The organism is Nocardiopsis suaedae (assembly GCF_027706745.1).
In the GTDB taxonomy this organism is placed as follows: Bacteria; Actinomycetota; Actinomycetes; order Streptosporangiales; family Streptosporangiaceae; genus Nocardiopsis_A; species Nocardiopsis_A suaedae.
On the sequence record NZ_JAQFWP010000002.1, the window covers coordinates 181,574 to 203,791 of the forward strand.

The following is a 22,218-nucleotide window of genomic DNA, read 5'->3' on the forward strand; positions in this document are numbered from 1 at the left end:
GTTCTCCCCGAGGCCGACCTGGACGCGGTGTCAGTCCTCGGAGACCGACAGCACCAGCTTCCCTTGCACGCGCCCGGTCTCGCCCTCACGGTGGGCGTCGGCGGCCTTCTCCAGAGGGAAGACCCCGGCGATCTCCGGGCGCAGGGCGCCCGCGTCGACGAGGGCGCCGACGGCGCGCATTCCCGCCTGGTCGTGCTCGACCACCATCTCCGCGCCCCGCAGCCCGCGCTTGTGCGCCTCAGAGGCCAGGCGGTCGGTCCCGGTGGGCAGGATGCTCACCACGATGCCGCCGGGCTTCAGGGAGTCGAGCGACCTGAGCGCGTTGTCCGGGCTCACGGTCTCCAGGACGGCGTCCGCGTCGCTCACGGCCTCGGTGAAGTCCTGTGAGGTGTAGTCGACGACCTCGTCGGCCCCCAGGCCCTTGACGAAGTCGTGCTTGCGCGCGCTGGCGGTGCCCACGACACGGGCGCCGCGCGCCTTGGCGATCTGGACCGCGAAGTGGCCCACTCCTCCGGCGGCGGCGTGCACGAGCACCTTCTGCCCGGCCTTCAGGTCGGCGGTGTCCACGAGCGCCTGCCAGGCGGTGAGGGCGGCCAGCGGGACCGCCGCGGCGTGGACGTGGTCGAGCGACGACGGCTTGGGGGCGAAAGCGCGCGTCGGCCCCGTCACGTACTCGGCGTGCGACCCGGCGCCGTAGGCATAGGGCAGCATGCCGAACACCTCGTCGCCCGGCCGGTACAGCGTGACCCCGATGCCGACGGCGACCACGACCCCCGACACGTCCCACCCCAGGACGTACGGCGGGTCGCCGAGGAAGCGCCGGCCGCTGCGGTGCTTGTAGTCGGTCGGGTTCACCCCCGCCGCGCGGACCCGCACCAGGACCTCGCCCAGCCCGGGGGCGGGCACCTCCTTCTCGACCAGGTGCAGCACCTCGGGGCCGCCGTGGGCGTCCTGGGAGATTGCGCGCATGGTGGCCGGGATCTCCGGATTCGTCGTGTCGTTGCTCATGGACACCAGGGTGGCGCAGGTGGCCCGGGAACGAAATGGCCGGATCGCCAATGTCCGATACGATCCTGCCATGCGTCGATCCGCCGTGCCCGCGCCGCACCGCGTGGCCGTCCTCGCCCTTCCCGGCGTCTACCCCTTCGAGCTGGGCATCCCCGCGCGTGTCTTCGGCGAGCTGGGCGAGGAGTACGAAGTCGTCACCTGCGGCGCCGAACCGGGGAGCGTCGCCACCCGCCAGGACTTCGCGATCGCCCTGGAGCACGGCCCGGAGGCCCTGGAGACGGCCGACACGGTCGTCATCCCGCCGTTCGACCTGGCGCCGCTGGCGGAGTCCGGCCGGGTGCCCGACGCGGCCGCCGCGGCGCTGCGCCGCGTCCGCCCCCACGCGCGGATCGTGTCGATCTGCACCGCCTCCTTCCTGCTGGCCGCCCTGGGGCTGCTGGACGGGCGCCGCGCCGCCACCCACTGGCACCAGGCCGACCTCATGCGCCGCCTCTTCCCGCGGGTGGAGGTCGACCCAGGGGTGCTGTTCGTCGACGAGGGCCGGATCCTCACGTCGGCCGGGGCCGCCTCCGGCGTGGACGCCTGCCTGCACCTGGTGCGCCGCGACCACGTAGCCGAGGCCGCCAACCGGGCGGCGCGGGCCTGCGTCGTCCCGCCCTGGCGCGACGGCGGGCAGGCCCAGTACATCGAGCGCCCGGTCCCCGAGGCCGGGGACGCGGGCACCTCGGCGGCCCGGGAGTGGGCGCTGGCCCGCCTGGACCGGCCGCTGACCACGTCCGAGCTGGCCCGGAACGCGCGGATGAGCGAGCGCACCTTCGCCCGCCGGTTCCGGCAGGAGACGGGGACCAGCCCCGGCCGGTGGCTCACCGCCCAGCGGGTCGCCCGTGCACGGGACCTGCTGGAGGACACCGACCTGCCGGTGGACCGGGTCGCCGCCGAGGTGGGGTTCGCCACCGCCGCCTCCCTGCGGCGGCACCTGCACGCGGCCATCGGCGTCTCCCCGCTGGCCTACCGGCGCACCTTCCGGTCCGGCCCCCGGGCCGGGTCCGCGACCGGGACTATCGTGGGGGCATGAGCGCTTCGACGCCGCCCGCCGACCCCGCCCTCCGCCGCCATGAGGAGCTGCGTCACTTCCTGCGCACCCGCCGGGCCCGGCTTACGCCCCAGGACGTGGGCATGCCCGAGGCCGGGCGCCGCCGCACCCCCGGACTGCGGCGCGAGGAGGTCGCCGTCCTGTCCGGCGTCGGCGTGTCCTGGTACACACGCCTGGAGCAGGGGCGCGACATCAACGTCTCCGGCGGGGTCCTGGACGCGATCGCCCGGACGCTGCGCATGGACGCGGCCGAGCGCGAGCACCTCTACCTGCTGTCGGGGCTCAACCCGCCGCCGGCGTCGCCCGAGCCCGGCGCGCGCGTGCCCGACGAGCTGGTGCGCGTGCTGGACTCCTGGTCGCCCCGCCCCGCCTACATCCGTGACCGGTACTGGAACCTGACGGCGGTCAACGACGCCGCCGCCGAGGTGCTCGGGTACGGCGGGGGCGAACACAACTGCCTGGTCACCTTCTTCACCAGTGCCCGGTACCGCGCGCTGGCGCGCCACTGGTCGGCGGCGGCGCCCGACGTGGTGGGCCGGTTCCGCGGGGACGCCGCCCGCTACCAGGACGACCCGGAGTTCGGCCGGATCGCCTCGGACCTGGTGTCGGTCAGTCCGGAGTTCGCCGAGCTGTGGGAGCGGCACGAGGTCCTCACCGGGAGCCGTGCGGTCAAGGCGGTGGTCCATCCGCAGGCGGGGGACCTGGTCTTCGAGACGACCCTGCTCGGCATCCCGGAGCTGCCCGGCCACAGCCTGGTGCTCTACAACCCCCGCCCCGACACCGGCACGCAGGAGGCGCTGGAGCGCCTGATGACCTCGGTGCGCCTGGCGGCCGCGGGGTAGCGGCGGCCGGACGGCGCCGCCGGAGGGTGGTACTGGCAGTGGCAGGATCACCCGGGGCTGCCGCTGCAGCGGCGGGCGCCCCATGCTGGTCCCATGAACGACAACGGATCCATGCGCACACGGAAGTTCCAGGGGCGCGACGTGGGGGCGGTCGGCCTCGGACTCATGGGGATGAGCTGGGGGTACTCGGCCTCGGAACGGGACGACGCCGCATCGGTCGACCTCATCCGCCGGGCCGTCGACATGGGCGTGACCTTCATCGACACCGCCCAGGTGTACGGCTCGGGCCACAACGAGGGCCTGCTCGGCCAGGCGCTGAAGGGGATCCGCGACCGGGTCGCCATCGCCACCAAGACAGGACTGGTCGTCACGGACGCCGCGACCCACGCGATGCGGCGCGACGGCACGCCCGAGCACGTCAAGCGGTCCCTGGAGGAGAGCCTGAACCTCCTGGGCACCGACACCGTCGACCTGTACTACCTGCACCGGGTCGACCCGGAGGTGCCCCTCGCCGAGACCTGGGGCGCGATGGCCGAGCTGGTCCAGGAGGGCAAGGTGCGGCACCTGGGGCTGTCGGAGGTCACCCGGGCCCAGGCCGAGGAGGCCCACGCCGTCCACCCCGTGGCCGCCGTCCAGTCGGAGCTTTCGCTGTGGACGCGGGACGCCCAGGGCGCCGAAGGCGGGTCGGCCGGGGGCGGCGGCGGTCTGAGCACCTCGGCCGAGGGCCCCGGGGACGTGGTGGGGTGGACCGCCGAGAACGGCGCCGCCTTCGTGCCCTTCTCGCCTCTGGGGCGTGGATTCCTCACCGGCGCCGTCGACGTCTCCTCCATCGAGGAGGGCGACTTCCGGTCACGCCACCCGCGGTTCCAGGAGGAGGCCGCCGCGCAGAACATGCGCATCGTCGAGGTGGTCAAGCGCGTCGCCGAGCGCAAGGGCGCGACCCCGGCGCAGGTGGCGATCGCCTGGACGATGGCCCAGGGGGAGCACGTCATCCCGATCCCGGGGACCAAGAAGCTGCGCTACCTCAAGGACAACGCGGGCGCCGCCGACGTCGAGCTCACGGCGGAGGACCTGCGAGAGCTGGACGCGGTCCCCGCTCCGGTCGGGACCCGCTACTGATCGGGCGGGCCTGACGGGGCCGGGGGGGCGGCCACGGCCGCCCCCCTCAGCGCCAGCCGCGCACGATGAGCGTCAGCGCACCGGCGAACCCCGTTCCCACCGCCGCCAGGTAGGCGGGGTAACGGTGGCGCTGCCCGCGCGCGGCGGCGCCGAAGGCCGACAGGGCCAGGCCCGCACCGAGGATGCGGGTCCCCCGCGCCCGCGCGCTGGCCGTGGTGAAAGCGGTGGCCCCGAGCCCCTCGCGCCCGGCCCGGGCGGCGTACAGCTTGTAGGGGATGCCCGCCAGCGGCTGGTGGCGGACCCCCTTGGCGCCTTCGGCCGCCATCTGCTCGGCCACGGTGGCCCGCATCCGGGCCGTGGTCAGCGGTGCGGGGACGTCCACCCCGGAGCGTGCCAGGCCGTAGGCCACCGCGCCTCCGGCGACGCTCCCGACGGCCGCAGAGGCCGCCAGCTTCGGGCCCGAGCGGGGGTCGGCCACGCACAGCGCCGCCAGGGCGACCTCGGGCAGGACGGGCCACGACAGGGCCTCCGCGAAGCCCCAGCCGGCCGCCAGCGCCGTGCCGTAGGGCGAGCGGGCCAGGCGCGCCGCGCGCCTGCGGAGCGCGGAGTCGGCGGGACCAGCGGGTCCATGGGCGGCAGTGCGGGCGTCAGGGGTGTCAGGGGCGTCGGACATGGGCGGGCTCCTCCAGCATCCGGGCGATCTGTTCCTTGGCCTCCGCGATCCCGTCGGCCGGGGTGCCGAACCGCACCGTCACGCGGGTCGGCGTGACGCCGCCGCCCTTGGGCAGCAGCGCGCGCGTGCCGCTGATGGCGACCGGTACCAGGGGCACGCCCGCGTGGTCGGCGAGCCGGGCCGCGCCGGAGTGGAACCGGCCCATCCCGCCGTCGACCGAGCGCGTCCCCTCCGGGTAGACGATGACCGCGCGGCCCTCGTCCAGCAGGGCGCGGGCGCCCAACAGGTCGGCGCACCCGCCGCCGTTTCGCCGCACGGGGAACGCGCCGGTCAGTGCCTTGGCTGGCCAGGCGCGCAGGCCGTGCTCGAACCAGTAGTCGCCCGCCGCGGCGACCGCGGGCCGCGCGCGCACCGGCAGGGCCGCGATGAGCGCGGCCGTGTCCGCGTGGGAGGCGTGATTGGCGACCACGACGCAGGGGCCTTCGGGCGCCGGTCCGTGCGTGCGGACGCCGCCCGTGGCCGTGAGGACCAGCCGCCAGAGGGCGGCGCGGGAGAGGGGGCCGGGGGAGAAGGGGCCGGACGTCGTTCCGTTCATGACAACACCACCGCTACGGGAAGGGCGAGCAGGAGCGAGTCGGCGCGGTCGAGCAGGCCGCCCATGCCGGGCAGCCAGCCCCCGGCGTCCTTGACGCCGGCGCCGCGCTTGACCATGGATTCGAGGAGGTCGCCGAGGGGAGCGGCGACCGCGACGGCCACCGCCGTGCCGGGCGTGAGCGCCCCGAAGAGCGCCAGCACCGCGACGCCCGCCGCGGCGCCGGTGACCGCGCCGCCCCAGCGCTTGGCGGGCGACAGCGGGGACAGCGGCGGGCCGCCGACCCCGTGCCTGCCGAAGAAGTGCCCGCCGAACCAGGCCCCCACGTCGGCCACCGCGACCGCGGCGACGAGCGCGAAGGCGGCGGGGCCGAGCAGGACCAGGCCCACCGGCGCCGACAGCCACGCCACCCCGAAGACCGCGCGGCTCGCTCGGCGCGCCCCGTCCTCGGCGTCGCCGGAGAGCACCGGGACCAGGGCGGCGGCGAGCACCCCGAGCAGGGCCGCCCGCCAGAGCAGGTCGGGTGCGAGCCAGGCGGTCGCGGGAAGCGCGGCCACCACGGTCCCGGCGACGGCGGTCTCGGCCGTGCGCAGCCCGGCCATGCGCCCGTACTCGGCCATGGCGACGGCGGCGACCGCCGAGGCGAGCACGGCGGCGCCCGGCGCGCCGAGGGCGAAGGCGCCGCCGACGACGGGCGCGATGACCGCCCAGCTGATCCAGCGGCGCACCAGCTCGCGCCTGCGCGAGAGCCACACGCCCGCGCCGCTCACCCCGAGGGCCCCGGCGATGTAGGGGGCCGCCTCCACCGCGCCGATCACCGGGCACCACCGGACGCGGGAGCCGGAGCGGACCCAGCGGAAGCCGCCGCCGGTTCCGCCGTGCCGAGCCCTGCCGTGTCGAGCCTGCGCAGCTCCCTGCGGACGCGGACCAGCCGGAGCGCCGCCGTGACCAGCGAGCCGAGGATCATCAGCGGGAACACCAGCGCGGTGAACCCGGTCAGCGCCAGCAGGACGAACTGGGCGCAGCGCTCGGTCTTGCCGGACGGCCCGCCCTGGAGGCGCGGCGCACCGGCCGCCGCCCCCGCCAGGGAGACCCAGGAGGGGAGCGTGGCCGCCAGCGCGGCGCCCAGCACGGGCGCGGCGGGGTAGGCGGCCAGGCACCCGGCCAGGACCGCGAACTCGGCCAGCCGGTCGCCCAGCTCGTTGTCGAGCGCCCCGGCGCGGGTCGAGCGCCCGCTCTCCCGTGCGACGCCGCCGTCCAGGTTGGCGCAGGCGAGCCTGCCCACCAGGAGCGCGCCGACGGCCCCGGCGGCGATCGGGCCGGGCGGCAGCGCGGCGATCACGCCTCCGGCGGCGGCGCCGAACGCGACCCCGCCCCAGGTGAGCACCGCGGGGGCCACGCCCCGAGCGACCAGGGTGCTCCGCAGGGACGCCAGGCGGTCGGCGAACCAGGGCTTGAGTGCGTAGAGTCCGTCCATGCCCGACAGACTCCCGGGAGACGCCCCTCCCGGGCATCGGGGCGGGCGCTCAGGGGAGCTGAGTAGTGCTACTCAGCATTGCCGCCCGCCGGACGTTGGCCACCGTCAGGAGCCCGGGCCGGCGGACGAGGCCCCGAGGACGAGTCGGCGTGGAGGAAGCCCGCCATCGCCCCTTCCTCCACCGTTTCGGGGGTCACGGGCGACTCCGGGGCGGCCGGGCCATTGGCGGCGGTGACCGTGTCGCCCTCGTGGTGGTCGCTGGGGGTGAGGCCGGCTCAGTCTCCGGTCCTCGAAGTTCGCCTGTCCGGCCTCATAGGTCACTTGGACGCTCATGCCCGACCGGACATCACGGCGTCCGCCCCGCCGGTGTGGCCGCTTTCGTCCTGCGTCCCGACAGCGATGGAGGCGATGAGGCCGACCCCAGGACGGCGACCAGGACGGCCTCCTCGCGGGGCCGGGCCCGTGCCGTCCGGGCGATCAGCGGCGAGGAGGGCTCAGGGCGTCGATGTAGGCGTACGCGCGCTCGGGGTGGAGGAACCAGGAGATCAGGTCGGCCGGGTCCTCGAAGGCCTCGGCGAACCTGTCGGCCAGGCCCTGGTCCCGCTCGGCGGCGCGCAGGACCTCCCACACGTGCGGTGGGCCGTCCAGCATGACCTCGCTCCAGGCCGTCACATGGCGCGCGTGCCTCCAGTAGGACGCGAAGGCGTGCTCCATGAAGTCCTCGTCGAACGCGCGCGTGCCGTGGTCGACGATGGCGCGGCGGTAGGACTCGGCGCACGCCGAGGCGGCGTTGGCCCCTTGGGAGGTGATCGGGTCGTTGGCCACGATCGCGTCGCCCATGCCCAGCACGGCGCCCCCGCCGGGAAGCCGCCCCACGGGCTTGCGCACACACGGCGTGTACCCGCCGCGCGCTTCGGCCATCGCGTCGGTCAGCTCCACGTCCAGACAGCGCTCGTGCATCCAGGGGGCCTGGTCGCGCATGACCGACAGCACGCCCTCCAGCACCTCGCCGGTGCGGCGCCAGCTCGGTACGGGGAGGTCCATGGGGCCGCCGGGGACGGCTTCGACCAGGAGCGCGTGGCACGGGCCGGTGAGGGTGAGCGCGGGGACCGCGAGCACCTCGCCGACGCCGGGGACGGCGGTGCGGTGCAGCACCTTGCCGGAATGGTGGTCCTCCATCCCGCGCACGTAGGCCAGGGCCAGGGTGCGCTGCGGTGCGTCGAACCGGGTGCGCTCGGTGTCGACGGGGAACAGCCCGGCCAGCTCGCTCTTTCCGGTGGCCACCACCACCAGGTCGTAGGAGGAGCTGAACCACTGCAGGTCCGAGAGCGTGGCCCCGTGCAGGACGGTGCGGCCGCCCCGGCGCTCGAACTCCTCCAGCCACGCGGCCATCTTCACGCGCTGGTCCACCGACTGGGCGGGTTCGCGCAGGCGCCCGGTCCACTGGGCGTCCAGGGCGCCGCGCGCGTCGGCGACGCTCATCGCCACGCCCGTGATCCCGGGCGCGGTGGAGTCCCAGAACGCCAGTCGGCGGCGGCGCTCGCGGCGCAGGGCGTCGCCGAACAGGCACTGGGTGGACATCACACGCCCCGAGCGCAGGTCTGCCGGGGACTGCAGGGTGAGCAGAGTGACGTCGTAGCCATCGTCGAGCAGGCCGAGCGCCAGCTGGAGGCCGGACTGGCCGGCGCCGACGATGAGGATCTTGCGCATGCCGCTCCCGTCGTTGGAAGGACCGCGGTGGAGAGAGGTGGGGGTCACCGTCCGCCCGGCATCGCAAGGCCCGCCGGACGGCGTGTCCGGCGGGCCCAGAGGGCGTCAGCTAAGGGGTTCCGCTCGTCAGCGGCCGGTCTTGGGACCGTCGTAGGTCTTGGTGAAGAAGGCGCCGAGGATGCCCGCGACGAGCATCAGCGGCAGGCTGACGCACATCAGCACGGCTGCGACGGTACCGACCATAGGTGTTGTCCTCCGTTGTTCCGGCCTTCGGCCGGGGAGCGGGCCGTGTCCCCCGCGTCTTCCTGTCCCGGCGCTGTGCCACCCCCGAGCATAGATCGCCTCGCGCGCGGGTGCGTCCGGGCCCCCGCCCTCGGCGTGGTGACCGGGGGTGGATACCGTCTACCGCGTTCGGGGCGTCGGGACCGAGGGGGCGGCATGGGCGGTGTCATCACCGGATTCGGGGTCATCGCGAGCATCATCGCCGCCGGGTACGTGCTCGGCCGCCGGGACGCCCTCGGCGCGAACGGGCGCGAGGTGCTCACCCGGCTCGCGTTCTCCGTGGCCACCCCGGCGCTGCTGTTCACCATCCTGTCCGAGTCCGACCCCTCCGCGCTGTTCTCCGCCCCGCTCGCGGTGACCGCCCTGAGCATGGCCGCGGCCGCGGCGCTGTTCGCGCTCGTCGCGCTGGTCGGCCGCTGGGGCGCGCGGACCGCCGGTATGGGCGCCCTGTGCTCGTCCTATGTCAACGCGGGCAACCTGGGCATCCCCATCGCCTCCTACGTGCTCGGCGACGCGGCCCTGGTGGCGCCCGTCCTGCTCCTGCAGCAGCTCGTGGTCACCCCGGTCGCCGTCACCCTGCTGGACGCCGGGTCGCGGCGGGAGGGCGGGCGGACCGGCGTGCTGACCGTCCTGACCACGCCCCTGCGCAACCCGATCGCCGTGGCGGCACTGTCGGGGGTGGCCGTGGCGGTGACGGGAATCACGGTCCCCGACCCGCTGATGCAGCCCTTCGAGCTCGTGGGGTCCATGTCGGTGCCCGCCGTGCTGCTGGCCCTGGGCATCTCCTTGCACGGCAGCCCGGTGCCCGCTCGGGGGCCGGAGCGGCGGCACGTGCTGCTGGCGGTGGTCCTGAAGTCCCTCGCCCAGCCCGCGGCGGCCTGGGCGATCGGGACGTGGCTGTTCCACCTGGACGGCGAGCTGCTCTTCGCCGTCGTGGTCCTGGCGGCGCTGCCCACGGCCCAGAACATGTACACCTACGCCTCCCGGTACGGCGTGGCCACCAGGATGGTGCGCGAGGCGGTGCTGCTGTCGACCATCGCGACCTTCCCCGTCCTGGTGGGGATCGCCCTGATGCACGGCTGAGCACACTGCACTGCTGAGCACACTGCACGGCTGAGTACGCCGCCGAGCGCACGGTGGCGTGCACCGCCGAGCGCGCTGCCGCCGGGGCCGTGCCCGTCGCCGATACGGTGCCGACCATGACCGTCCTGAAATCCGTCGTCCTGTTCGCCGTCGCCGGCCTCTTCGAGATCGGGGGCGCCTGGCTGGTGTGGCAGGGGGTGCGGGAGCACCGGGGCCTGCTGTGGATCGGTGCGGGCGTGGTGGCCCTGGGGCTCTACGGGTTCGCCGCGACCCTGCAGCCCGATGCCCACTTCGGGCGCATCCTGGCCGCCTACGGAGGGGTGTTCGTCGCCGGGTCGCTCGCCTGGGGCGTGGTGGTCGACGGGTTCCGTCCCGACCGCTGGGACATCGCCGGGGCGCTGATCTGCGTGCTCGGGGTCGCCGTCATCATGTACGCCCCACGGGGGAACTGACCGCGATCTCCGAACGTTGCCCGGAGAACATTCCGCTTACGGCCGCACTCTTCTCCTCCCGGAGGTGCGATGGTGCCCCTCGACCCCCGTTTCCCTGCCCGGACCGGCGCCCGGAATCCCGGCGCCCCCGAACGCATCAACCCCTACGCGGCCACGACGACGGCGGAATTCCTCCAGGCCATGCGCGACTACCGGACGCGCGCCGGCACCCCCACGTTCGAGGAGATGGAGTACCGCTCGGGCGGTGTGTGCACCGCCGAGCGCTTCCGCTCCACGCTCGCTGGAAAGGCGATGCCGACCATCGCCCTGGTGGGGGCGTTCATCACGGCCTGCGGGGGTGACGCCGACGCCTGCGGCGAGTGGACCGCGGCACTGCGCTACCTCAAGGACAGGATCACCTCCTGACCCGCGGCCGCGCACTCACCGGCGGGGCTCGGAGACATCGTGCCCCGCCGTCCCCTCCCTCCTCTACTGTGGCCGGGTGACGCCTCAGCAGTTCATCGATGCGGCCCTGTGGTTCCCCGAGACGCGGGAGACCGAACCGTTCGGACCGGGCATCCTCGTGTACAAGGTGCGCGAGAAAGTGTTCGCTCTGCTCATGCCCGGTGACACGGAGCGGCCCGCGAGGATCTCCCTCAAGTGCGACCCGGGGCTGGCCTTGGAGCTGCGCGCCCAGTACCCGTCCGTGGTTCCCGGCTACCACCTCAACAAGCGGCACTGGAACACGGTGGCGCTCGACGGCACGGTCCCCGACGACGAGCTGGCGGAGATGCTCCGCCACTCCTACGAGCGCGTCGTGGCCGGGATGCGCAGAGCCGACCGGGACCGGCTCACGGCCGTCCTGGGCGATGACCTCCCGCCGCTGCCCGGGAACGCCTAGGAACGGTTCAGAACAGGCGGCGCGGCGGCTTGGGCGGGCGGACCGCCACGTCCGTCCAGTCCTCTGAGAGCACGGCCCGTACCGCCGCGGCGCGGTTACTCGGCCCCCTGTGCCCCGCCGCCTCCAGCGCGCGGTCCAGCACCTCGTCTATGGAGGGCCGGTCCCGGGGCTCCTTGGCCATCGCGGCCTTGACCAGGTCGTCCAACCCCGGTGGGAGGCGGTCCAGGTCGGGCTCTTCGCGGACCGTGCGGCGGGCCATCTCGGCCGGGTCGGCCACGCCGAAGGGATCCCGTCCGGAGGAGGCGAACGCGACGAGGGAGCCCCACAGGAACACGTCCGAGGCGGTGGTGACGGGCCGCCCTTTGTACTGCTCGGGGCTGGTCCACCCGGGCGTGCCCAGCCGGTCGCGCGGGCCGGGCACCGCCTCCGGCTCGGGGGCGCTCGGCTCGGGAAGGCCGATGTCGCGTACGGCCCGCCGGTACCGGCGCAGACGGATCCACCGTGTGGCCTCCTCGCGCACACCCAGGTGCGCGATGCCGAAGTCCAGGAGCTTGGGCCCGGAGGCGGCCAACACCACGTTGTTGGGCTGAAGGTCCCGGTGGACCACACCGGTCCCGTGTACCGCCCTCAGGGCGTCGGCCGTCCCCACGGCCAGCGCGCGCACCATAGGGGTGCGCAGGTGCCCGTGGCGGTCCACATGGTGGCGCAGGGTCGGCCCCGGGACGTACTCGGTGGCCAGCCAGGGGAGGTCGGCCAGGACGTCGGCGGCGACGAACCGTGCGACGCAGGGGCTGTTGACCCGGGCCAGCAGCCGAGCTTCGGCGGCGAAGCGCTCGCGGAAGCGGGGGTCCTCGGCGTGCCTCCGGTGGACGACCTTGACGGCCAGGTAGCCGTGCAGGCCCTCACCCGAGGCGGCGTAGACGGTGCCCATCCCGCCGGAGCCGATGCGCCCCACGACGGAGTAGCCGCCGATGCGCTCGGGGTCTTCGGGCAGCAGGCGGCCCAGCCTCCGCGGCCCGCGGGCCTTCATCTGCGGACCGCCAGGGGCATGCGACCGCCTCCCGTGTCTTTCCCGGGGCGCCGTCCTCTCCGGGGCGCCGACAGCGGCATCCTACGGCCACGGAGGCGCGACCCATAGCCCGATCCGCGCGCCCAGGAGGACGGCGGCGACGAGGACCCCGAGGAGGACGTAGAAGACCAGGCAGCCCAGACAGCAGGAGTGGCGGGAGGACCGGGCGGCGAGGGCGGACAGGACGAGGAGGATCAGGAGGACGCCGAGGGCAGCGACTACCATTCACGGTTCCTACCCGCGGGGCCGGGCCGGTCACCGGTCGTGGCCCAGTCGTTACCCCTCCTGGGGGCCGTCCGCTTCCTGGTCGGGGCGGGCGAACCCCTCGGTGATCTCCACGGCCAGCTCCAGCAGGGCCAGGGCGGAGGGCGCGCGCAGGTCCGCCAGGTCGACGGGGCGGTCCGAGGCCAGGTGCGGGTCCTCGGGGAGCTGGAGGGCGCGGGCGCAGCGCCGGTCCATCTGCTGCTCCAGGTCGTCGATCTCGGGCGAGGTTCCGGGGCCGCCCGAGGGGCCCTTGGCCAGCACCACGGCGGCGGTCCCGGCCAGCGGGGCCGGGGCCACCGCGTCCACCTCGTCCAGGGCGTTGGCGGCGGCGACCGCGCCTTCGCGGGTCGCCGGGGAGACCAGGACCAGGCGGGTGCAGCGTGCGAGGAGCACCGGGACGCCGGGGCGGTCGAGCCCGGTCCCGGCGTCCACGAGCTGCAGCGGGTAGTGCCGCTCGACGGCGTCGGAGATGCGGCGGACGCTCTCCAGGCCCAGCGGGCGGGAGGCGGTGTCGTCGGGGGTGGAGGCCAGCACGTCCAGTCCGCCGGTGGTCTGGGCGGTGAACCGGTTCATGTCCGAGTAGCGCACGGCCGCGTCGGGGGAGGCGATGAGGTCCTGCAGCGGCAGCTCGGCATGCCACTTGAGCGCCATGCGCTCGGTGATCGGCGCGCGCTCGGGGTCGCCGTCGACGGCGATCACCCGGTCGCCGCGGTGGGCGGCCAGCACCGCGCCGAGCGCCAGGGCGACCGTGGTGGTGCCGACCCCGGCGCCGGTGCCCAGCACGACGATCGACTGGTGCTCTTCGGGCAGGGGGGCGCGGCCCACGGCCGCCTCCAGCTCCTGTCGCCGCTGCTCGGTCTTGGAATCGCCCGGGTTGATCCGCCCGCCGGTGACGGTATAGAGGGCGCGGCGCCAGCCCCCTTTGGGGGCGGGGCGCTCCCGGCGGATCAGTGTGTCCGCACTGAGCTCGGACAACGGTGCGGGGGCGGACGCGCCGGAGCCCTCTCCGTCGGCCGCTGGCTCGGGGTGGGGGGATCGAACTGACACCGCTGGACTTCCTAGGGATCGACTGAGGAACAGGCCCTGTCTGCGGCATTTTACGCAGTGTCGCGGATGGGGGACCGGTCGGGTTCGTCCCGTCTTCACCGCGGTCGGACGGGAGGCGGGGGACGCGGGCGAACCAGAGCGGCGGGAGAGCCGTCTGAACGGGTGTCATGGACGGCTCCGGACCCGCGGCCACCCGCGGCCGCGGACCCGGGGCGAGAGAGGACGGACGGATGTATCCGCAGTACCCCCGGCATGCCCCCTACGGCTACGCGCCCGCGGCCCCTCAGGAGCCGCCGCCGCTGCCGGGGACGGTCACCGCCGTGCGCGTGCTGATGTTCCTGGGCGGCCTTCTGGGCGTGCTCTTCGGCCTCGGGGTCGCGGTCCTTTTCGGTGCGATTCTGGGCGTGGACCCCCGCGAGGTCGAGGACCTCTCCGAAGCGCAGGAGACCGCGCTCCAGGTGCTGGCGGAGGAGGGGATCGACCCGGCGGCCATGGCGGTCGTGCTCGGCTTGGCGATCGGGATCCCGCTGGCCACCGGGATCGTCTCGATGTTCCTGTCCGCGGTGGCCGGGCGCCGCTCGCGGCTGTGGCTGTGGTCGATCGTGGCGTTCCAGACCTTCCTCGCACTGGGATGGGCGGTCAACCTGCTGGCGCTGAACCTGTTCGCGGTGGTCCCGCTGGTGTTGTGCATCGTCAAGATCGCCCTGATCACCGGCTCGCGCGCGCGACGGTTCTACGCGTCGTGACCCTTCAGGGGCCCAGACGCCGCCGCGCCTCGGCGAGCCTGCGGTCGTGCTCGGACTCCTCCGGCATGGCCGCCAGCATCGCCGAGGCGCGCTCGCGCAGGGCGGCGAGGGCCGAGCGGTCGGTGAACACATAGAAGCGGTCCTCCTGCACGGCGGCGAGCACCTGCTCTCCGACGGCCTCGGGGGCCAGGCCGCACTGCTCGATGACGGTGCGCATGCGCTCGTCGTCGATGCGGGTGCGCAACCGCTCGGGGACGCCGCCGGGAACGGCGGCGATGCCGTGGTCGATGATGCGCGTCCGCACGCCGCCCGGGCACAGAACGGTCGTCCGGATGCCCATCCGCTCCAGTTCGGCGTCGGCGTGCAGCGACTCCGACAGGGAGATCACGGCGGCCTTGGCGGCGCTGTACTCGAAGAGGGCGCCTCCGCGGAGCCCGGCCGTCGAGGCGGTGTTCACGATGTGCCCGGGGCCGCCGCGGGCGACCATCCGCGGCAGGAACGCGTTCACCCCGTTGAAGACCCCGCCCAGGTCGGTCCCGAGCACGTGGTCCCACATGGCGGGGCTGGGGCCGGTGACCTCGGCCGCGCCCAGCACCCCGGCGTTGTTGCAGACGACGGCGGCCGGGCCGAGCCGCTCTTCGGCCTCGTCCGCGGTGCGGGCGAAGGCGTCGCGGTCGCGTACGTCGAGCAGGAAGGTCTCGGTCCGGGCGGTGGAGGAGAGCTCTTCGCGGGCCGCCTCCAGGGCGTCGGGGTCGATGTCGGCCAGGGCGAGCTCGGCGCCGGCGAGCGCGAAGGCGCGGGCCATTCCCAGACCGATCCCTTGGGCGCCGCCGGTGATGAAGATCGTCTTTCCTGCGACGTCGGTCATGCCGCTCCCTTATCCGGTTCCGTGGCAATTATGGGAGAGGTGGAACGGGGCGGGCGGCGGGGGGCCGACTCCGGTCGTGAAAGCGGGGCGGCGAGTTGTCCCATTGGCGCGCTGTCCCCGCGAGTGACCGCGGCCGAATGAGGACAGCGAACGATTATGGGGCGGCCGCAATTGCGGCCGCCCCATTGTTCATTTCGGCTATCGCGGTCCGCCGGGCGGACCGTGCTGCGGACCGTGCTGCGGGCCGGGCTGCGGACCGGAGGGGCCAGGAGGGCCGGGCGGCATCGGCTGCTGCTGCGGCGGCATGGGGCCGTGTGGGCCCTGGGGGCCGTGCGGGTTGTGCGGACCGTGCGGTGGTCCAGGGGGACCGGTGGGCCCCGGTGGGCCGGGAGGCATCGGCCCTGCGCCCTGGTGTGCCGAGGGCTCCGACTCGGCCTTGCCGCTACCCGCCAGCGCGACCAGGAGCAGCACCACCGCGATGCCCCACAGCACGGCCCCGGCGATCACCCGGGCGTACACCATCGGCTCGTAGGCGGGCGGCAGGAGGGTGAAATCGAGGATGAAGGTCGTGTAGACGCGCCACCCGGCGATCAGCAGGGTGTCCAGGATGAGCAGGACCCCCGCCGTGCGGACCAGCCCGCCCCCGCTCGGGGCCCTGCCCCCGCGGACGAGGGCGACGATCCCGACGGCGATGGTGAAGAGATCGAAGAGGAAGTACGGAACAGAGCTGAAAGCGTGGGAGATCATCGGCCTCTCCGATCGTCAGGACGCGGCCGGCGGGTGCGGACCGCCGGGGGGAGGGCCGGGAGGGGGCGGAGGCGCGCCGCCGCCGGGCGGCGGGCCGTAGCCCGCAGGCGGCCCATAGGGGTGGGCCCCGGGAGGCGGACCGGGTGGACCGGGCGGGCCGGGAGGCACGGGGGCGGCCGTGGCCCGCCGGGCGGGGGCGCCGCGCGTGGCGGCCAGCACCAGCAGGAGGAGGCCGACGCCCCAGAGGCCGTAGCCGAACACCGCGTCGAGCACTGAGCCCACCATCACCATGGTCAGGCTGGAGAACAAGAACATCTCCTGCAGGACGAAGATGTACAGCGGCGTCCACAGGGCGTTCACGATGAGCAGGACCAGGCCGGTGACCGCCATCCCGCGTCGGTGCGGGGCGATCTTCCCCAGCAGGGCCAGGCCGACGACCGCCAAGAGGACGGCGACGACGGGGGAGAGCAGGAACATGGGCAACCTCTCCGGGGGCGGGGGTGGCGGGTCGCCGTCGGAGGCGCGCCCATCGACGGCAGGGCCCCAAGGTACAGGAGAGCCGTCGGAGTCCGATTCGCCCCGGTCAGGCCGTCAGGGGGCGGTACCTGTCGGTGGTCCGGTGCGTGGAAATCGGGAATTCCGGGTGCCGGAGTCGCCCCCGTTCCTCCGGATGGCCGCACATGGCCGCATAACGCCGTTTTCCGTGCGCGGCGGCCGGTGATTTCCCGCCTCTCCGGGGAAAGACCACTGGCCCGTCCCCTCGATACGAGAGGATCCCCCCATGGAACGCCTCTGGGACGCCGACCCTTCCGCGGGGTTCCGCAGAAGGCTCGGAAAGACCGCCGCGGAGCTCGACAAGAGCCGGCTGGACGACGACTGCCCGGAGATCTGGGAGCTGGACAACGGCGACATCGCCGTCGTCGGGCGCGACGCGACCGACCGCTACGCGCACCGGCTCCCCGACGGAGTCAGGATCGGTGCGGACGAACGGCTGGTCGTGATCCCCGGGGCCATGCTCAGGTCGGCGAAGCCGGACATCTCCGATGACTGACCCGCACGCCTTCGAGGCCGTGTACGAGGCCCGGGGCACGGTGCTCGGCCGGGCGGACTACCACGCCGACGCCAAGGCCCTGCGGGAATCCCCCGACATCACCGGTGACGTGTGGAAACTCGAAAGGTCGCAGCGTTTCGACGAGTCCGGGGACGAGGCCTGGGAGGCCTACCTCGCCGGTGACATGTCCCGCGCCATCGCTATATTCGAGGGCGAACGGGAGCGGCTCCGGGAGCAGGTGGCGCGTTACGCCGGTCTGGGGCTGCGAATGCGCAGGCTGAGGGTGGCCGAATGGCCCCCCAGCGGCTATCTGCGATGGGAGATGCACAGTCACCGGGTATTCGTCGAGTGCGGTTATGAGATCGCCGTCTTGGACGCGGAGCGGATCGGCTCCTTGGAACGGCGGCGGCCCCTGCCCGAGACCATGGTCTACGGGGACCGGGTCGTCTACCAGGTGTTGTACGACCGGTGGTGGGCGCCGGCCGGGGCCAAGCGCATCGACGACCCCGTACTGGCCCGCCGGGTCGCCGACGCGATCGCCGTCCTGTACGCCCGCGCCGAGCCGTTCATGGACTTCTACCGGCGCGAGATCGCCCGGGGTGCGGAGCCGGGGGCGGGACCGGGGAGCGGTGAAGGCCTTCCCGCTCGTAGTGGCGCTGCTCTCGCTGACGGCCGTGGCGCTGGTGCTGGCGTCGCCGCTCGCCCTCAGGGCGTTCGGCGGCGCTGACGGGGAGTGGGAGCGGCTGAGCCTGATCGGTCAGACCTACGGGGCGGTGTCCGCGCTGATCGCGGTCCTCGCCCTGGTGGGTGTGGCCGTGACGCTGGTGTTCCAGGCCCGTGAGACGCGGCGCGCCGTCGAGGAGGGGCGCCGCCAGGCCATGGCCGAACTGCTCCGGATGGCCATGGACGACCCCGACCTGGACGCGTGCTGGGGGCCGGTGCCCGAGGGCGAGGACCGCACCGAGCGCAGGCAGCAGCTCTACACCAACATGATCGTCACCCAGTGGGGGACGGCGTTCCGGGCCGGGGCGCTGCCGGAGGCGCGGCTGCGGGCGGCGGCCGAGGAGATGTTCCGCGGCGGGGTCGGCCGCGCGTATTGGGCGCGGGCGCGCAAGCGCCGCCTGTCGGCCCCGGCGCGCCGGGCGGACCGCCGCTTCAACGAGATCCTCGAACAGGCCTACACGGCGGCGCGGCCGGTGACGGCGGCATCGGCGGCATCGGCGGCCGCTGCGGGGTCGGCAGGGTCGGCGAGCCGTCCGGACGGTGCCGGGCGGCGTTTCGGCGTCCCTCGGCGCACCCTGCGTGTCCTGGCCGCCTTCGGCGCCGGTGCGGCCGTCGGTGCCGGTGCGGTGGCCGGGGCGGGGCCGCGGAGACGGCCGGGGCGCCGTGAGTGGCGGCGCCGCGGGGTGCGGACGCCGTGGGGCCGGAAAACCCTTTGGTGACGGGTGTGCGGGGGTGGACAATCGCCCGCATGCCTCAGATGTTCGACAGCCCTGAAAAGGACCCGCGGATCGACCCGCCCGAGCGCGGAGGAGAGGTGGACGTCCTCACCGGGTTCCTCCGCTACCAGCGCACGACCCTGGAGCTGAAGTGCTCCGGGCTCACCGCCGAGCAGATGTCGCGCCGGGCGGTCGAGCCGTCGGTGCTGTCGCTGCTCGGGCTCCTCCGGCACATGGCGGACGTCGAGCGGGCGTGGTTCCGCGTCGTCATGGCGGGGACCGAGGCGCCGCCGCACTACTGGTCGGAGGAGGACATCGACGGCGACTTCGACAACGTGGCGGCGGAGGAGGAAATGGTCCGGGACGCCTGGGACCGGTGGCGCGAAGAGGTCGCCTTCGCCGAACGCTTCGTCGATGAGGCTCCGGGCCTGGACGCGACCGGCAGGGACCCGCGCCGGGGCGCGGTGTCCCTGCGCTGGGTGCTGGCCCACATGATCGAGGAGTACGCCCGCCACAACGGCCACGCCGACCTGCTGCGCGAGGCCGTCGACGGCACGGTCGGGGAGTAGCGGTGGCCGGCGCGCCCGGTCCTTTCGGGCCCGTGATCGACACCCGCCCCCTCTTCCCGAGGGAGCGGGGGCTCCTCGTGGACCTGCTGGCCGATCTGGACCGCGACGAGTGGTCCGCCCCCACCGTGTGCCCGGGCTGGGACGTCCACGACGTGGCGGCCCACGTCCTGCACGACTACACGCGCAGGCTCTCCGGGGGCAGGGACGGCCACCGCGGCCCGCCCTTCGCGCAGGGCGAGGCGCTGGCGGACTTCATCCACCGCACGAACGGGGAGTTCGTCGCGGTGGCGCGGCATTTCAGCCCCGAGCTCATGGTGGACCAGATCGCCCACCTCGGGCCCCAGCTGGACGCCCTGTGGGCGGGCACGGACCTTGACGGCCCCGCCGACCTGGACATCCCGTGGGCCTCCGACGCGCGTCCGGCCCCGGCATGGCTGGACCTCGCGCGGGAGTACACCGAGTTCTGGGTGCACCAGCAGCAGATCCGCGACGCCGTCGGCCGCCCGGGCGCCGACGGTCCGGACCTCGCCGGTCCGGTGACCGATGCCTTCACCCGCGCGCTGCCCAAGGCGCTGGCCGGGCTGGAGCGCCCGGACGGGACGTCGGTCGAGATCGAGGTCCAGGGGGCCGCAGGCGGTGTGTGGACCGTGGCCGCCGACCAGGGGCGGTGGGGGATCGGCCGCGGGCACGCGCCGGACCCGGCGGCCCGGGTGGTGATCGCCCAGGACGACTTCTGGCGGCTCGCCACACGCGGCATCGGCCCTGACGAGGCGCGTGGCCGTGCCGGGGGCGGCGGGGACGCCGGGCTGTGGGAGGCCGCCACGGCGCTGGTGGCGGTCATCCGCTGAGCTCCGGCGGGTTCGACGGGTTCCGACGGGTTCCGGCAGGCGCGTCAGCTGTGGGCGTCGACCGCTACGAGCCGGATGCCGTCCGGTAGCGCGTCGATGTAGGCGTTGGCCATGGCCCGGTACCCCGACTCCGCCGAGCGGATGTCCGGGGTGCTTCCGATCCAGCCGCCGAAGGGGGCGTTGATCCACTCGCCCTCCAGCGTCAGCAGCGCGGCGCCGGGCACCGCGCGGGCCCGGCGCTCTTCGATGTAGCCCTCCTTGCCGGCGCCGGGGGCGTCCAACGCGTAGTCCATGACCGCGCCCAGGTCCGTGTGGAACAGCGCGTCCACCAAAGGCTGGCTCCGGTAGTCGTCCTCCGCGCGCTGCCGGGGGAAGTCGGGGGAGACCAGCCGGGCGAACGAGGACCAGCCCAGGGCGGGCGGCAGTTCGGCCGCGCGCTCCTGGAAGCGGTCCCACTCCAGTTCCGCCTCGCGCGCCGCGCTCTCCCGCATCGACTCGAGGTCGAGCGCGCCTTTGGGGCCGCCCGCCGCGCGCGTGCCTGTGGCCGCGGCCTTCGGCAGGATGAGCCGCGGGTCGCCGCGGGCCCCGGGGCGGACGTGGAAGTAGTCCTCCCAGCGCCCTCCGGCCAGCCAGTAGTCCCACTCGCCGCGCGGGTTGAAGGTCGACTCGAAGTAGGGGCGCCCCACGCCGTCGAACAGGATCGGCGGTTCCCCGTCGGCGGGAACGAGGTCGCGGTTGTAGGCCTCCGCCACGGCGTCCCACGTCAGCTCGTCGTCGGGGACGGTGAGGCCGAAGCGCGCCCGCAGGTACTTCACCGCCCAGAAGTCGGCGGGGCGGGACTGGAACTCGGTGTAGTCCGGGTACGGGTCGACCTCCCGGTCGAGGTCGAAAGGGGCCATGGCCGACCGGAGCGCTGGAGCGTCGTCACCGTTGGTGCCGTTGGTGCCGTTGGGGCTGTTGGTTCCGGGGGCGCCGGGACCGCCGTAGGGACCGTCAGGGCCGTCGATTCCGTTGTCGAGGGTGACGATCACAAGGGAGTGCACCATGGGAGCCTGCCTGTTCGGACGGTGCGGGGCCGGCGCGTGTGGGCCCCGGGTGCGATGGTGCCACGGTCGGCCGTGTCGTGGAGGCGTCAGTGGAAGCGCACGTCGACGCGGGCCAGGCGCCATCCCAGGTGGTGCAAGGCCGTGGTGCTGACGGCGGTGCGCAGCTCCTCGGCGAGTCGCGGGGCAGGGACCTCGCCGGTGAAGCGCGCGCTCAGCTCCACCGCGACACCCTCCGGCGCCTCGGAGAACCGGCACCGCCCTACGACGGCGCCGGGCACCGTGTCGCACGCGGCCCTGAAGAGCGCTGCGACAGCCTCCGTGCGGATCCTCGTCCACCCGCGCTCCCCGGCGGGGCCGGGTGAGCCGGGCAGTGCGATGTACCCGCTTGAGCGCCCTTCCGCGCGCACGGTGCGCATCACCCGGTCGGCGAGGCCGGGCGGGGCGGCGGGCAGGTCCTGTTCGGCTTCGTCCCGTGCCGCCGTGAGGATGCGCAGCTCCTCCGCGGCTGCGGTGCAGTGGGGGCACGCGCGCTCGTGCGCGGTCGGCCGTCCCCCGCGGAGGTGATCCAGGAGGGCGTCGAGGGACGTGCCGCACGGCAGGAGGTCGGCGCCCTCGTCGTCGGGGCCGCCGTGGTCGTCGCTGCGGCCGCCGCCGTCAGGGCCGTCGGTGCCGGGGCCGTTCACCGCCATGGCTCAAGCGCCTCCACGAGACGGGTGCGCGCGCGATGGATGCGTCCGCGCACAGCGGTCGGGGTCGCGTCGACCACGTCGGCGATCTCCTCATAGGCCAATCCTTCCATCTCCCTGAGGATCCAGCAGATCCTCTGCGGAGGCGGCAGGTCGGCGAGGGCGCGGTCGAGGGCCTGTCGGAGCCCGCTGCCGACGGCCCGGCCCGCCGGACCGGTCGCGGGGTCGGCGAACTCCGCCCCTTCGGGCAGGGGGTGTTCGGGGGAGCGGGCGCGCGCGGCGTTGAGCGCGCCCCGGGCGGCGATGCGCAGAAGCCAGGGGCGGAACCGGTCGGCGTCGCGCAGGGAGGGGAGCCGCCGCCAGGCGGTGACGAGGGCCTCCTGGGCGGCGTCGGCGGCCTCTTCGCGGTCGCCCAGGGTCCGCAGGGCGACTCGGTAGACGGTGCCCTGGTGGCGCAGAACGAGGGTCTCGAACGCGGAGGTGTCGCCGTCTTGGGCGCGCTCGGCCAGCACCCCGTCGGGTGGGCCCGGACGACCCGGCACGCTCCGCCCCCTTTCCGTGCGCTCGGCCCGGCGAGGGGGACCGGAACAACGTTCCAGAGGGGAGTGGTGACGCAACGTTACCCAT

Annotated in this window: 28 protein-coding genes; 13 read left to right on the forward strand and 15 right to left on the reverse strand. The window is 74.4% G+C overall.

Features of this window, described 5'->3' with window-relative positions; all coding sequences use genetic code 11:
• Window positions 1–30: 30 nt before the first annotated feature.
• Window positions 31–1,008 (reverse strand): NADP-dependent oxidoreductase, encoded by a 978-nt coding sequence (locus O4U47_RS02100; RefSeq protein ID WP_270675613.1) that lies wholly within the window; start codon window positions 1,006–1,008, stop codon window positions 31–33.
• A gap of 70 nt (window positions 1,009–1,078) precedes the next feature.
• Here O4U47_RS02100 and O4U47_RS02105 point away from each other — a divergent pair, with 70 nt between their 5' ends.
• From O4U47_RS02105 to O4U47_RS02115, 3 genes are all read left to right on the forward strand, one after another.
• A complete protein-coding gene (locus O4U47_RS02105) occupies window positions 1,079–2,083 on the forward strand; it encodes a GlxA family transcriptional regulator (protein ID WP_270675615.1) in 1,005 nt (334 codons plus the stop codon).
• On the forward strand, window positions 2,080–2,943 hold the full coding sequence (locus O4U47_RS02110) for a helix-turn-helix transcriptional regulator (RefSeq protein ID WP_270675616.1): 864 nt from the start codon (window positions 2,080–2,082) through the stop codon (window positions 2,941–2,943). Before O4U47_RS02105 ends, O4U47_RS02110 begins: the two co-directional genes overlap by 4 nt.
• A 111-nt stretch (window positions 2,944–3,054) precedes the next feature.
• The gene (locus tag O4U47_RS02115; RefSeq protein ID WP_270675699.1) at window positions 3,055–4,062 is read left to right on the forward strand and encodes an aldo/keto reductase; all 1,008 of its coding nucleotides are present in this window, start codon (window positions 3,055–3,057) and stop codon (window positions 4,060–4,062) included.
• Between the two features lie 46 nt (window positions 4,063–4,108).
• Here O4U47_RS02115 and O4U47_RS02120 read toward each other — a convergent pair whose 3' ends face one another.
• From O4U47_RS02120 to O4U47_RS02140, 5 genes are all read right to left on the reverse strand, one after another.
• Entirely contained in the window at window positions 4,109–4,735 is a 627-nt protein-coding gene (locus O4U47_RS02120; RefSeq protein ID WP_270675618.1) for a hypothetical protein, read from the reverse strand.
• On the reverse strand, window positions 4,719–5,330 hold the full coding sequence (locus O4U47_RS02125; RefSeq protein ID WP_270675620.1) for a lysophospholipid acyltransferase family protein: 612 nt from the start codon (window positions 5,328–5,330) through the stop codon (window positions 4,719–4,721). Before O4U47_RS02125 ends, O4U47_RS02120 begins: the two co-directional genes overlap by 17 nt.
• Window positions 5,327–6,145, reverse strand: coding sequence for a phosphatidate cytidylyltransferase (locus O4U47_RS02130; protein WP_270675622.1), 819 nt, complete (start codon window positions 6,143–6,145; stop codon window positions 5,327–5,329). The genes O4U47_RS02125 and O4U47_RS02130 overlap by 4 nt, the downstream gene beginning before the upstream one ends.
• The gene (locus tag O4U47_RS02135) at window positions 6,142–6,804 is read right to left on the reverse strand and encodes a CDP-alcohol phosphatidyltransferase family protein (RefSeq protein ID WP_270675624.1); all 663 of its coding nucleotides are present in this window, start codon (window positions 6,802–6,804) and stop codon (window positions 6,142–6,144) included. Before O4U47_RS02135 ends, O4U47_RS02130 begins: the two co-directional genes overlap by 4 nt.
• Window positions 6,805–7,281: 477 nt before the next feature.
• Window positions 7,282–8,514 carry a styrene monooxygenase/indole monooxygenase family protein gene (locus tag O4U47_RS02140; protein WP_270675626.1) on the reverse strand — a complete coding sequence of 411 codons (1,233 nt, stop codon included), beginning with the start codon at window positions 8,512–8,514 and terminating at the stop codon, window positions 7,282–7,284.
• Between the two features lie 438 nt (window positions 8,515–8,952).
• Between O4U47_RS02140 and O4U47_RS02145 the strand changes: the two genes are divergently transcribed.
• The 4 genes from O4U47_RS02145 (at window position 8,953) to O4U47_RS02160 (ending at window position 11,211) form a co-directional block, all read left to right on the forward strand.
• Window positions 8,953–9,879 (forward strand): AEC family transporter, encoded by a 927-nt coding sequence (locus tag O4U47_RS02145; protein WP_270675628.1) that lies wholly within the window; start codon window positions 8,953–8,955, stop codon window positions 9,877–9,879.
• 116 nt (window positions 9,880–9,995) lie between these two features.
• Window positions 9,996–10,331: a YnfA family protein gene (locus O4U47_RS02150; RefSeq protein ID WP_270675630.1), complete on the forward strand. Its 336-nt coding sequence runs from the start codon at window positions 9,996–9,998 to the stop codon at window positions 10,329–10,331.
• Between the two features lie 69 nt (window positions 10,332–10,400).
• Window positions 10,401–10,736 carry a hypothetical protein gene (locus O4U47_RS02155; RefSeq protein ID WP_270675631.1) on the forward strand — a complete coding sequence of 112 codons (336 nt, stop codon included), beginning with the start codon at window positions 10,401–10,403 and terminating at the stop codon, window positions 10,734–10,736.
• Between the two features lie 76 nt (window positions 10,737–10,812).
• Window positions 10,813–11,211 (forward strand): MmcQ/YjbR family DNA-binding protein, encoded by a 399-nt coding sequence (locus tag O4U47_RS02160; protein WP_270675632.1) that lies wholly within the window; start codon window positions 10,813–10,815, stop codon window positions 11,209–11,211.
• A 7-nt stretch (window positions 11,212–11,218) separates the two neighbouring features.
• On the opposite strand, the gene O4U47_RS02165 is transcribed toward O4U47_RS02160, so the two are convergent.
• The 3 genes from O4U47_RS02165 to O4U47_RS02175 form a co-directional block, all read right to left on the reverse strand.
• Entirely contained in the window at window positions 11,219–12,241 is a 1,023-nt protein-coding gene (locus O4U47_RS02165; RefSeq protein WP_270675634.1) for a serine/threonine-protein kinase, read from the reverse strand.
• An 81-nt stretch (window positions 12,242–12,322) separates the two neighbouring features.
• Complete coding sequence (locus O4U47_RS02170) at window positions 12,323–12,505, reverse strand: hypothetical protein (protein ID WP_270675636.1); 183 nt, start codon at window positions 12,503–12,505, stop codon at window positions 12,323–12,325.
• A 51-nt stretch (window positions 12,506–12,556) separates the two neighbouring features.
• Window positions 12,557–13,591: a MinD/ParA family ATP-binding protein gene (locus O4U47_RS02175; protein WP_270675637.1), complete on the reverse strand. Its 1,035-nt coding sequence runs from the start codon at window positions 13,589–13,591 to the stop codon at window positions 12,557–12,559.
• A 230-nt stretch (window positions 13,592–13,821) separates the two neighbouring features.
• Between O4U47_RS02175 and O4U47_RS02180 the strand changes: the two genes are divergently transcribed.
• Entirely contained in the window at window positions 13,822–14,337 is a 516-nt protein-coding gene (locus O4U47_RS02180; protein WP_270675639.1) for a hypothetical protein, read from the forward strand.
• A gap of 4 nt (window positions 14,338–14,341) precedes the next feature.
• Here the strand turns inward: O4U47_RS02180 and O4U47_RS02185 are convergent, their stop codons facing one another.
• The 3 genes from O4U47_RS02185 to O4U47_RS02195 form a co-directional block, all read right to left on the reverse strand.
• Window positions 14,342–15,205 carry an SDR family NAD(P)-dependent oxidoreductase gene (locus tag O4U47_RS02185; RefSeq protein WP_270675641.1) on the reverse strand — a complete coding sequence of 288 codons (864 nt, stop codon included), beginning with the start codon at window positions 15,203–15,205 and terminating at the stop codon, window positions 14,342–14,344.
• Between the two features lie 198 nt (window positions 15,206–15,403).
• On the reverse strand, window positions 15,404–15,952 hold the full coding sequence (locus O4U47_RS02190) for a hypothetical protein (RefSeq protein WP_270675643.1): 549 nt from the start codon (window positions 15,950–15,952) through the stop codon (window positions 15,404–15,406).
• Between the two features lie 15 nt (window positions 15,953–15,967).
• Window positions 15,968–16,429 (reverse strand): hypothetical protein, encoded by a 462-nt coding sequence (locus O4U47_RS02195; protein ID WP_270675645.1) that lies wholly within the window; start codon window positions 16,427–16,429, stop codon window positions 15,968–15,970.
• A 304-nt stretch (window positions 16,430–16,733) separates the two neighbouring features.
• On the opposite strand from O4U47_RS02195, the gene O4U47_RS02200 reads away from it, so the two are divergent.
• The 5 genes from O4U47_RS02200 to O4U47_RS02220 are packed head-to-tail and all read left to right on the forward strand — an operon-like array spanning window position 16,734 to window position 19,859.
• Complete coding sequence (locus tag O4U47_RS02200) at window positions 16,734–17,003, forward strand: hypothetical protein (RefSeq protein ID WP_017623966.1); 270 nt, start codon at window positions 16,734–16,736, stop codon at window positions 17,001–17,003.
• The gene (locus tag O4U47_RS02205) at window positions 16,996–17,730 is read left to right on the forward strand and encodes a DUF6879 family protein (protein ID WP_270675649.1); all 735 of its coding nucleotides are present in this window, start codon (window positions 16,996–16,998) and stop codon (window positions 17,728–17,730) included. The genes O4U47_RS02200 and O4U47_RS02205 overlap by 8 nt, the downstream gene beginning before the upstream one ends.
• Window positions 17,633–18,445, forward strand: coding sequence for a DUF6082 family protein (locus O4U47_RS02210; RefSeq protein ID WP_270675651.1), 813 nt, complete (start codon window positions 17,633–17,635; stop codon window positions 18,443–18,445). Before O4U47_RS02205 ends, O4U47_RS02210 begins: the two co-directional genes overlap by 98 nt.
• A gap of 38 nt (window positions 18,446–18,483) precedes the next feature.
• Window positions 18,484–19,011, forward strand: a complete 528-nt coding sequence (locus O4U47_RS02215) for a DinB family protein (RefSeq protein WP_270675701.1) — start codon at window positions 18,484–18,486, stop codon at window positions 19,009–19,011.
• A gap of 32 nt (window positions 19,012–19,043) precedes the next feature.
• Window positions 19,044–19,859, forward strand: a complete 816-nt coding sequence (locus O4U47_RS02220) for a maleylpyruvate isomerase family mycothiol-dependent enzyme (RefSeq protein ID WP_270675653.1) — start codon at window positions 19,044–19,046, stop codon at window positions 19,857–19,859.
• Window positions 19,860–19,903: 44 nt separating this feature from the next.
• On the opposite strand, the gene O4U47_RS02225 is transcribed toward O4U47_RS02220, so the two are convergent.
• The 3 genes from O4U47_RS02225 to O4U47_RS02235 all read right to left on the reverse strand — a co-directional run bounded on the left by O4U47_RS02225 (window position 19,904) and on the right by O4U47_RS02235 (window position 22,103).
• Complete coding sequence (locus O4U47_RS02225) at window positions 19,904–20,905, reverse strand: hypothetical protein (RefSeq protein ID WP_270675655.1); 1,002 nt, start codon at window positions 20,903–20,905, stop codon at window positions 19,904–19,906.
• Window positions 20,906–20,991: 86 nt separating this feature from the next.
• Complete coding sequence (locus O4U47_RS02230) at window positions 20,992–21,594, reverse strand: anti-sigma factor (protein ID WP_270675657.1); 603 nt, start codon at window positions 21,592–21,594, stop codon at window positions 20,992–20,994.
• Window positions 21,585–22,103, reverse strand: coding sequence for an RNA polymerase sigma factor (locus O4U47_RS02235; RefSeq protein WP_270675707.1), 519 nt, complete (start codon window positions 22,101–22,103; stop codon window positions 21,585–21,587). Before O4U47_RS02235 ends, O4U47_RS02230 begins: the two co-directional genes overlap by 10 nt.
• Window positions 22,104–22,218 lie beyond the last annotated feature (115 nt).

Bases quoted from the DNA above. Each gene is read 5' to 3' on its own strand.
- O4U47_RS02100 (WP_270675613.1), bottom strand. From the start codon at position 1,008: ATGAGCAACGACACGACGAATCCGGAGATCCCGGCCACCATGCGCGCA.
- O4U47_RS02105 (WP_270675615.1), top strand. From the start codon at position 1,079: ATGCGTCGATCCGCCGTGCCCGCGCCGCACCGCGTGGCCGTCCTCGCC.
- O4U47_RS02110 (WP_270675616.1), top strand. From the start codon at position 2,080: ATGAGCGCTTCGACGCCGCCCGCCGACCCCGCCCTCCGCCGCCATGAG.
- O4U47_RS02115 (WP_270675699.1), top strand. From the start codon at position 3,055: ATGCGCACACGGAAGTTCCAGGGGCGCGACGTGGGGGCGGTCGGCCTC.
- O4U47_RS02120 (WP_270675618.1), bottom strand. From the start codon at position 4,735: ATGTCCGACGCCCCTGACACCCCTGACGCCCGCACTGCCGCCCATGGA.
- O4U47_RS02125 (WP_270675620.1), bottom strand. From the start codon at position 5,330: ATGAACGGAACGACGTCCGGCCCCTTCTCCCCCGGCCCCCTCTCCCGC.
- O4U47_RS02135 (WP_270675624.1), bottom strand. From the start codon at position 6,804: ATGGACGGACTCTACGCACTCAAGCCCTGGTTCGCCGACCGCCTGGCG.
- O4U47_RS02140 (WP_270675626.1), bottom strand. From the start codon at position 8,514: ATGCGCAAGATCCTCATCGTCGGCGCCGGCCAGTCCGGCCTCCAGCTG.
- O4U47_RS02145 (WP_270675628.1), top strand. From the start codon at position 8,953: ATGGGCGGTGTCATCACCGGATTCGGGGTCATCGCGAGCATCATCGCC.
- O4U47_RS02150 (WP_270675630.1), top strand. From the start codon at position 9,996: ATGACCGTCCTGAAATCCGTCGTCCTGTTCGCCGTCGCCGGCCTCTTC.
- O4U47_RS02155 (WP_270675631.1), top strand. From the start codon at position 10,401: ATGGTGCCCCTCGACCCCCGTTTCCCTGCCCGGACCGGCGCCCGGAAT.
- O4U47_RS02165 (WP_270675634.1), bottom strand. From the start codon at position 12,241: ATGAAGGCCCGCGGGCCGCGGAGGCTGGGCCGCCTGCTGCCCGAAGAC.
- O4U47_RS02170 (WP_270675636.1), bottom strand. From the start codon at position 12,505: ATGGTAGTCGCTGCCCTCGGCGTCCTCCTGATCCTCCTCGTCCTGTCC.
- O4U47_RS02180 (WP_270675639.1), top strand. From the start codon at position 13,822: ATGTATCCGCAGTACCCCCGGCATGCCCCCTACGGCTACGCGCCCGCG.
- O4U47_RS02185 (WP_270675641.1), bottom strand. From the start codon at position 15,205: ATGACCGACGTCGCAGGAAAGACGATCTTCATCACCGGCGGCGCCCAA.
- O4U47_RS02190 (WP_270675643.1), bottom strand. From the start codon at position 15,952: ATGATCTCCCACGCTTTCAGCTCTGTTCCGTACTTCCTCTTCGATCTC.
- O4U47_RS02195 (WP_270675645.1), bottom strand. From the start codon at position 16,429: ATGTTCCTGCTCTCCCCCGTCGTCGCCGTCCTCTTGGCGGTCGTCGGC.
- O4U47_RS02200 (WP_017623966.1), top strand. From the start codon at position 16,734: ATGGAACGCCTCTGGGACGCCGACCCTTCCGCGGGGTTCCGCAGAAGG.
- O4U47_RS02205 (WP_270675649.1), top strand. From the start codon at position 16,996: ATGACTGACCCGCACGCCTTCGAGGCCGTGTACGAGGCCCGGGGCACG.
- O4U47_RS02215 (WP_270675701.1), top strand. From the start codon at position 18,484: ATGTTCGACAGCCCTGAAAAGGACCCGCGGATCGACCCGCCCGAGCGC.
- O4U47_RS02225 (WP_270675655.1), bottom strand. From the start codon at position 20,905: ATGGTGCACTCCCTTGTGATCGTCACCCTCGACAACGGAATCGACGGC.
- O4U47_RS02230 (WP_270675657.1), bottom strand. From the start codon at position 21,594: ATGGCGGTGAACGGCCCCGGCACCGACGGCCCTGACGGCGGCGGCCGC.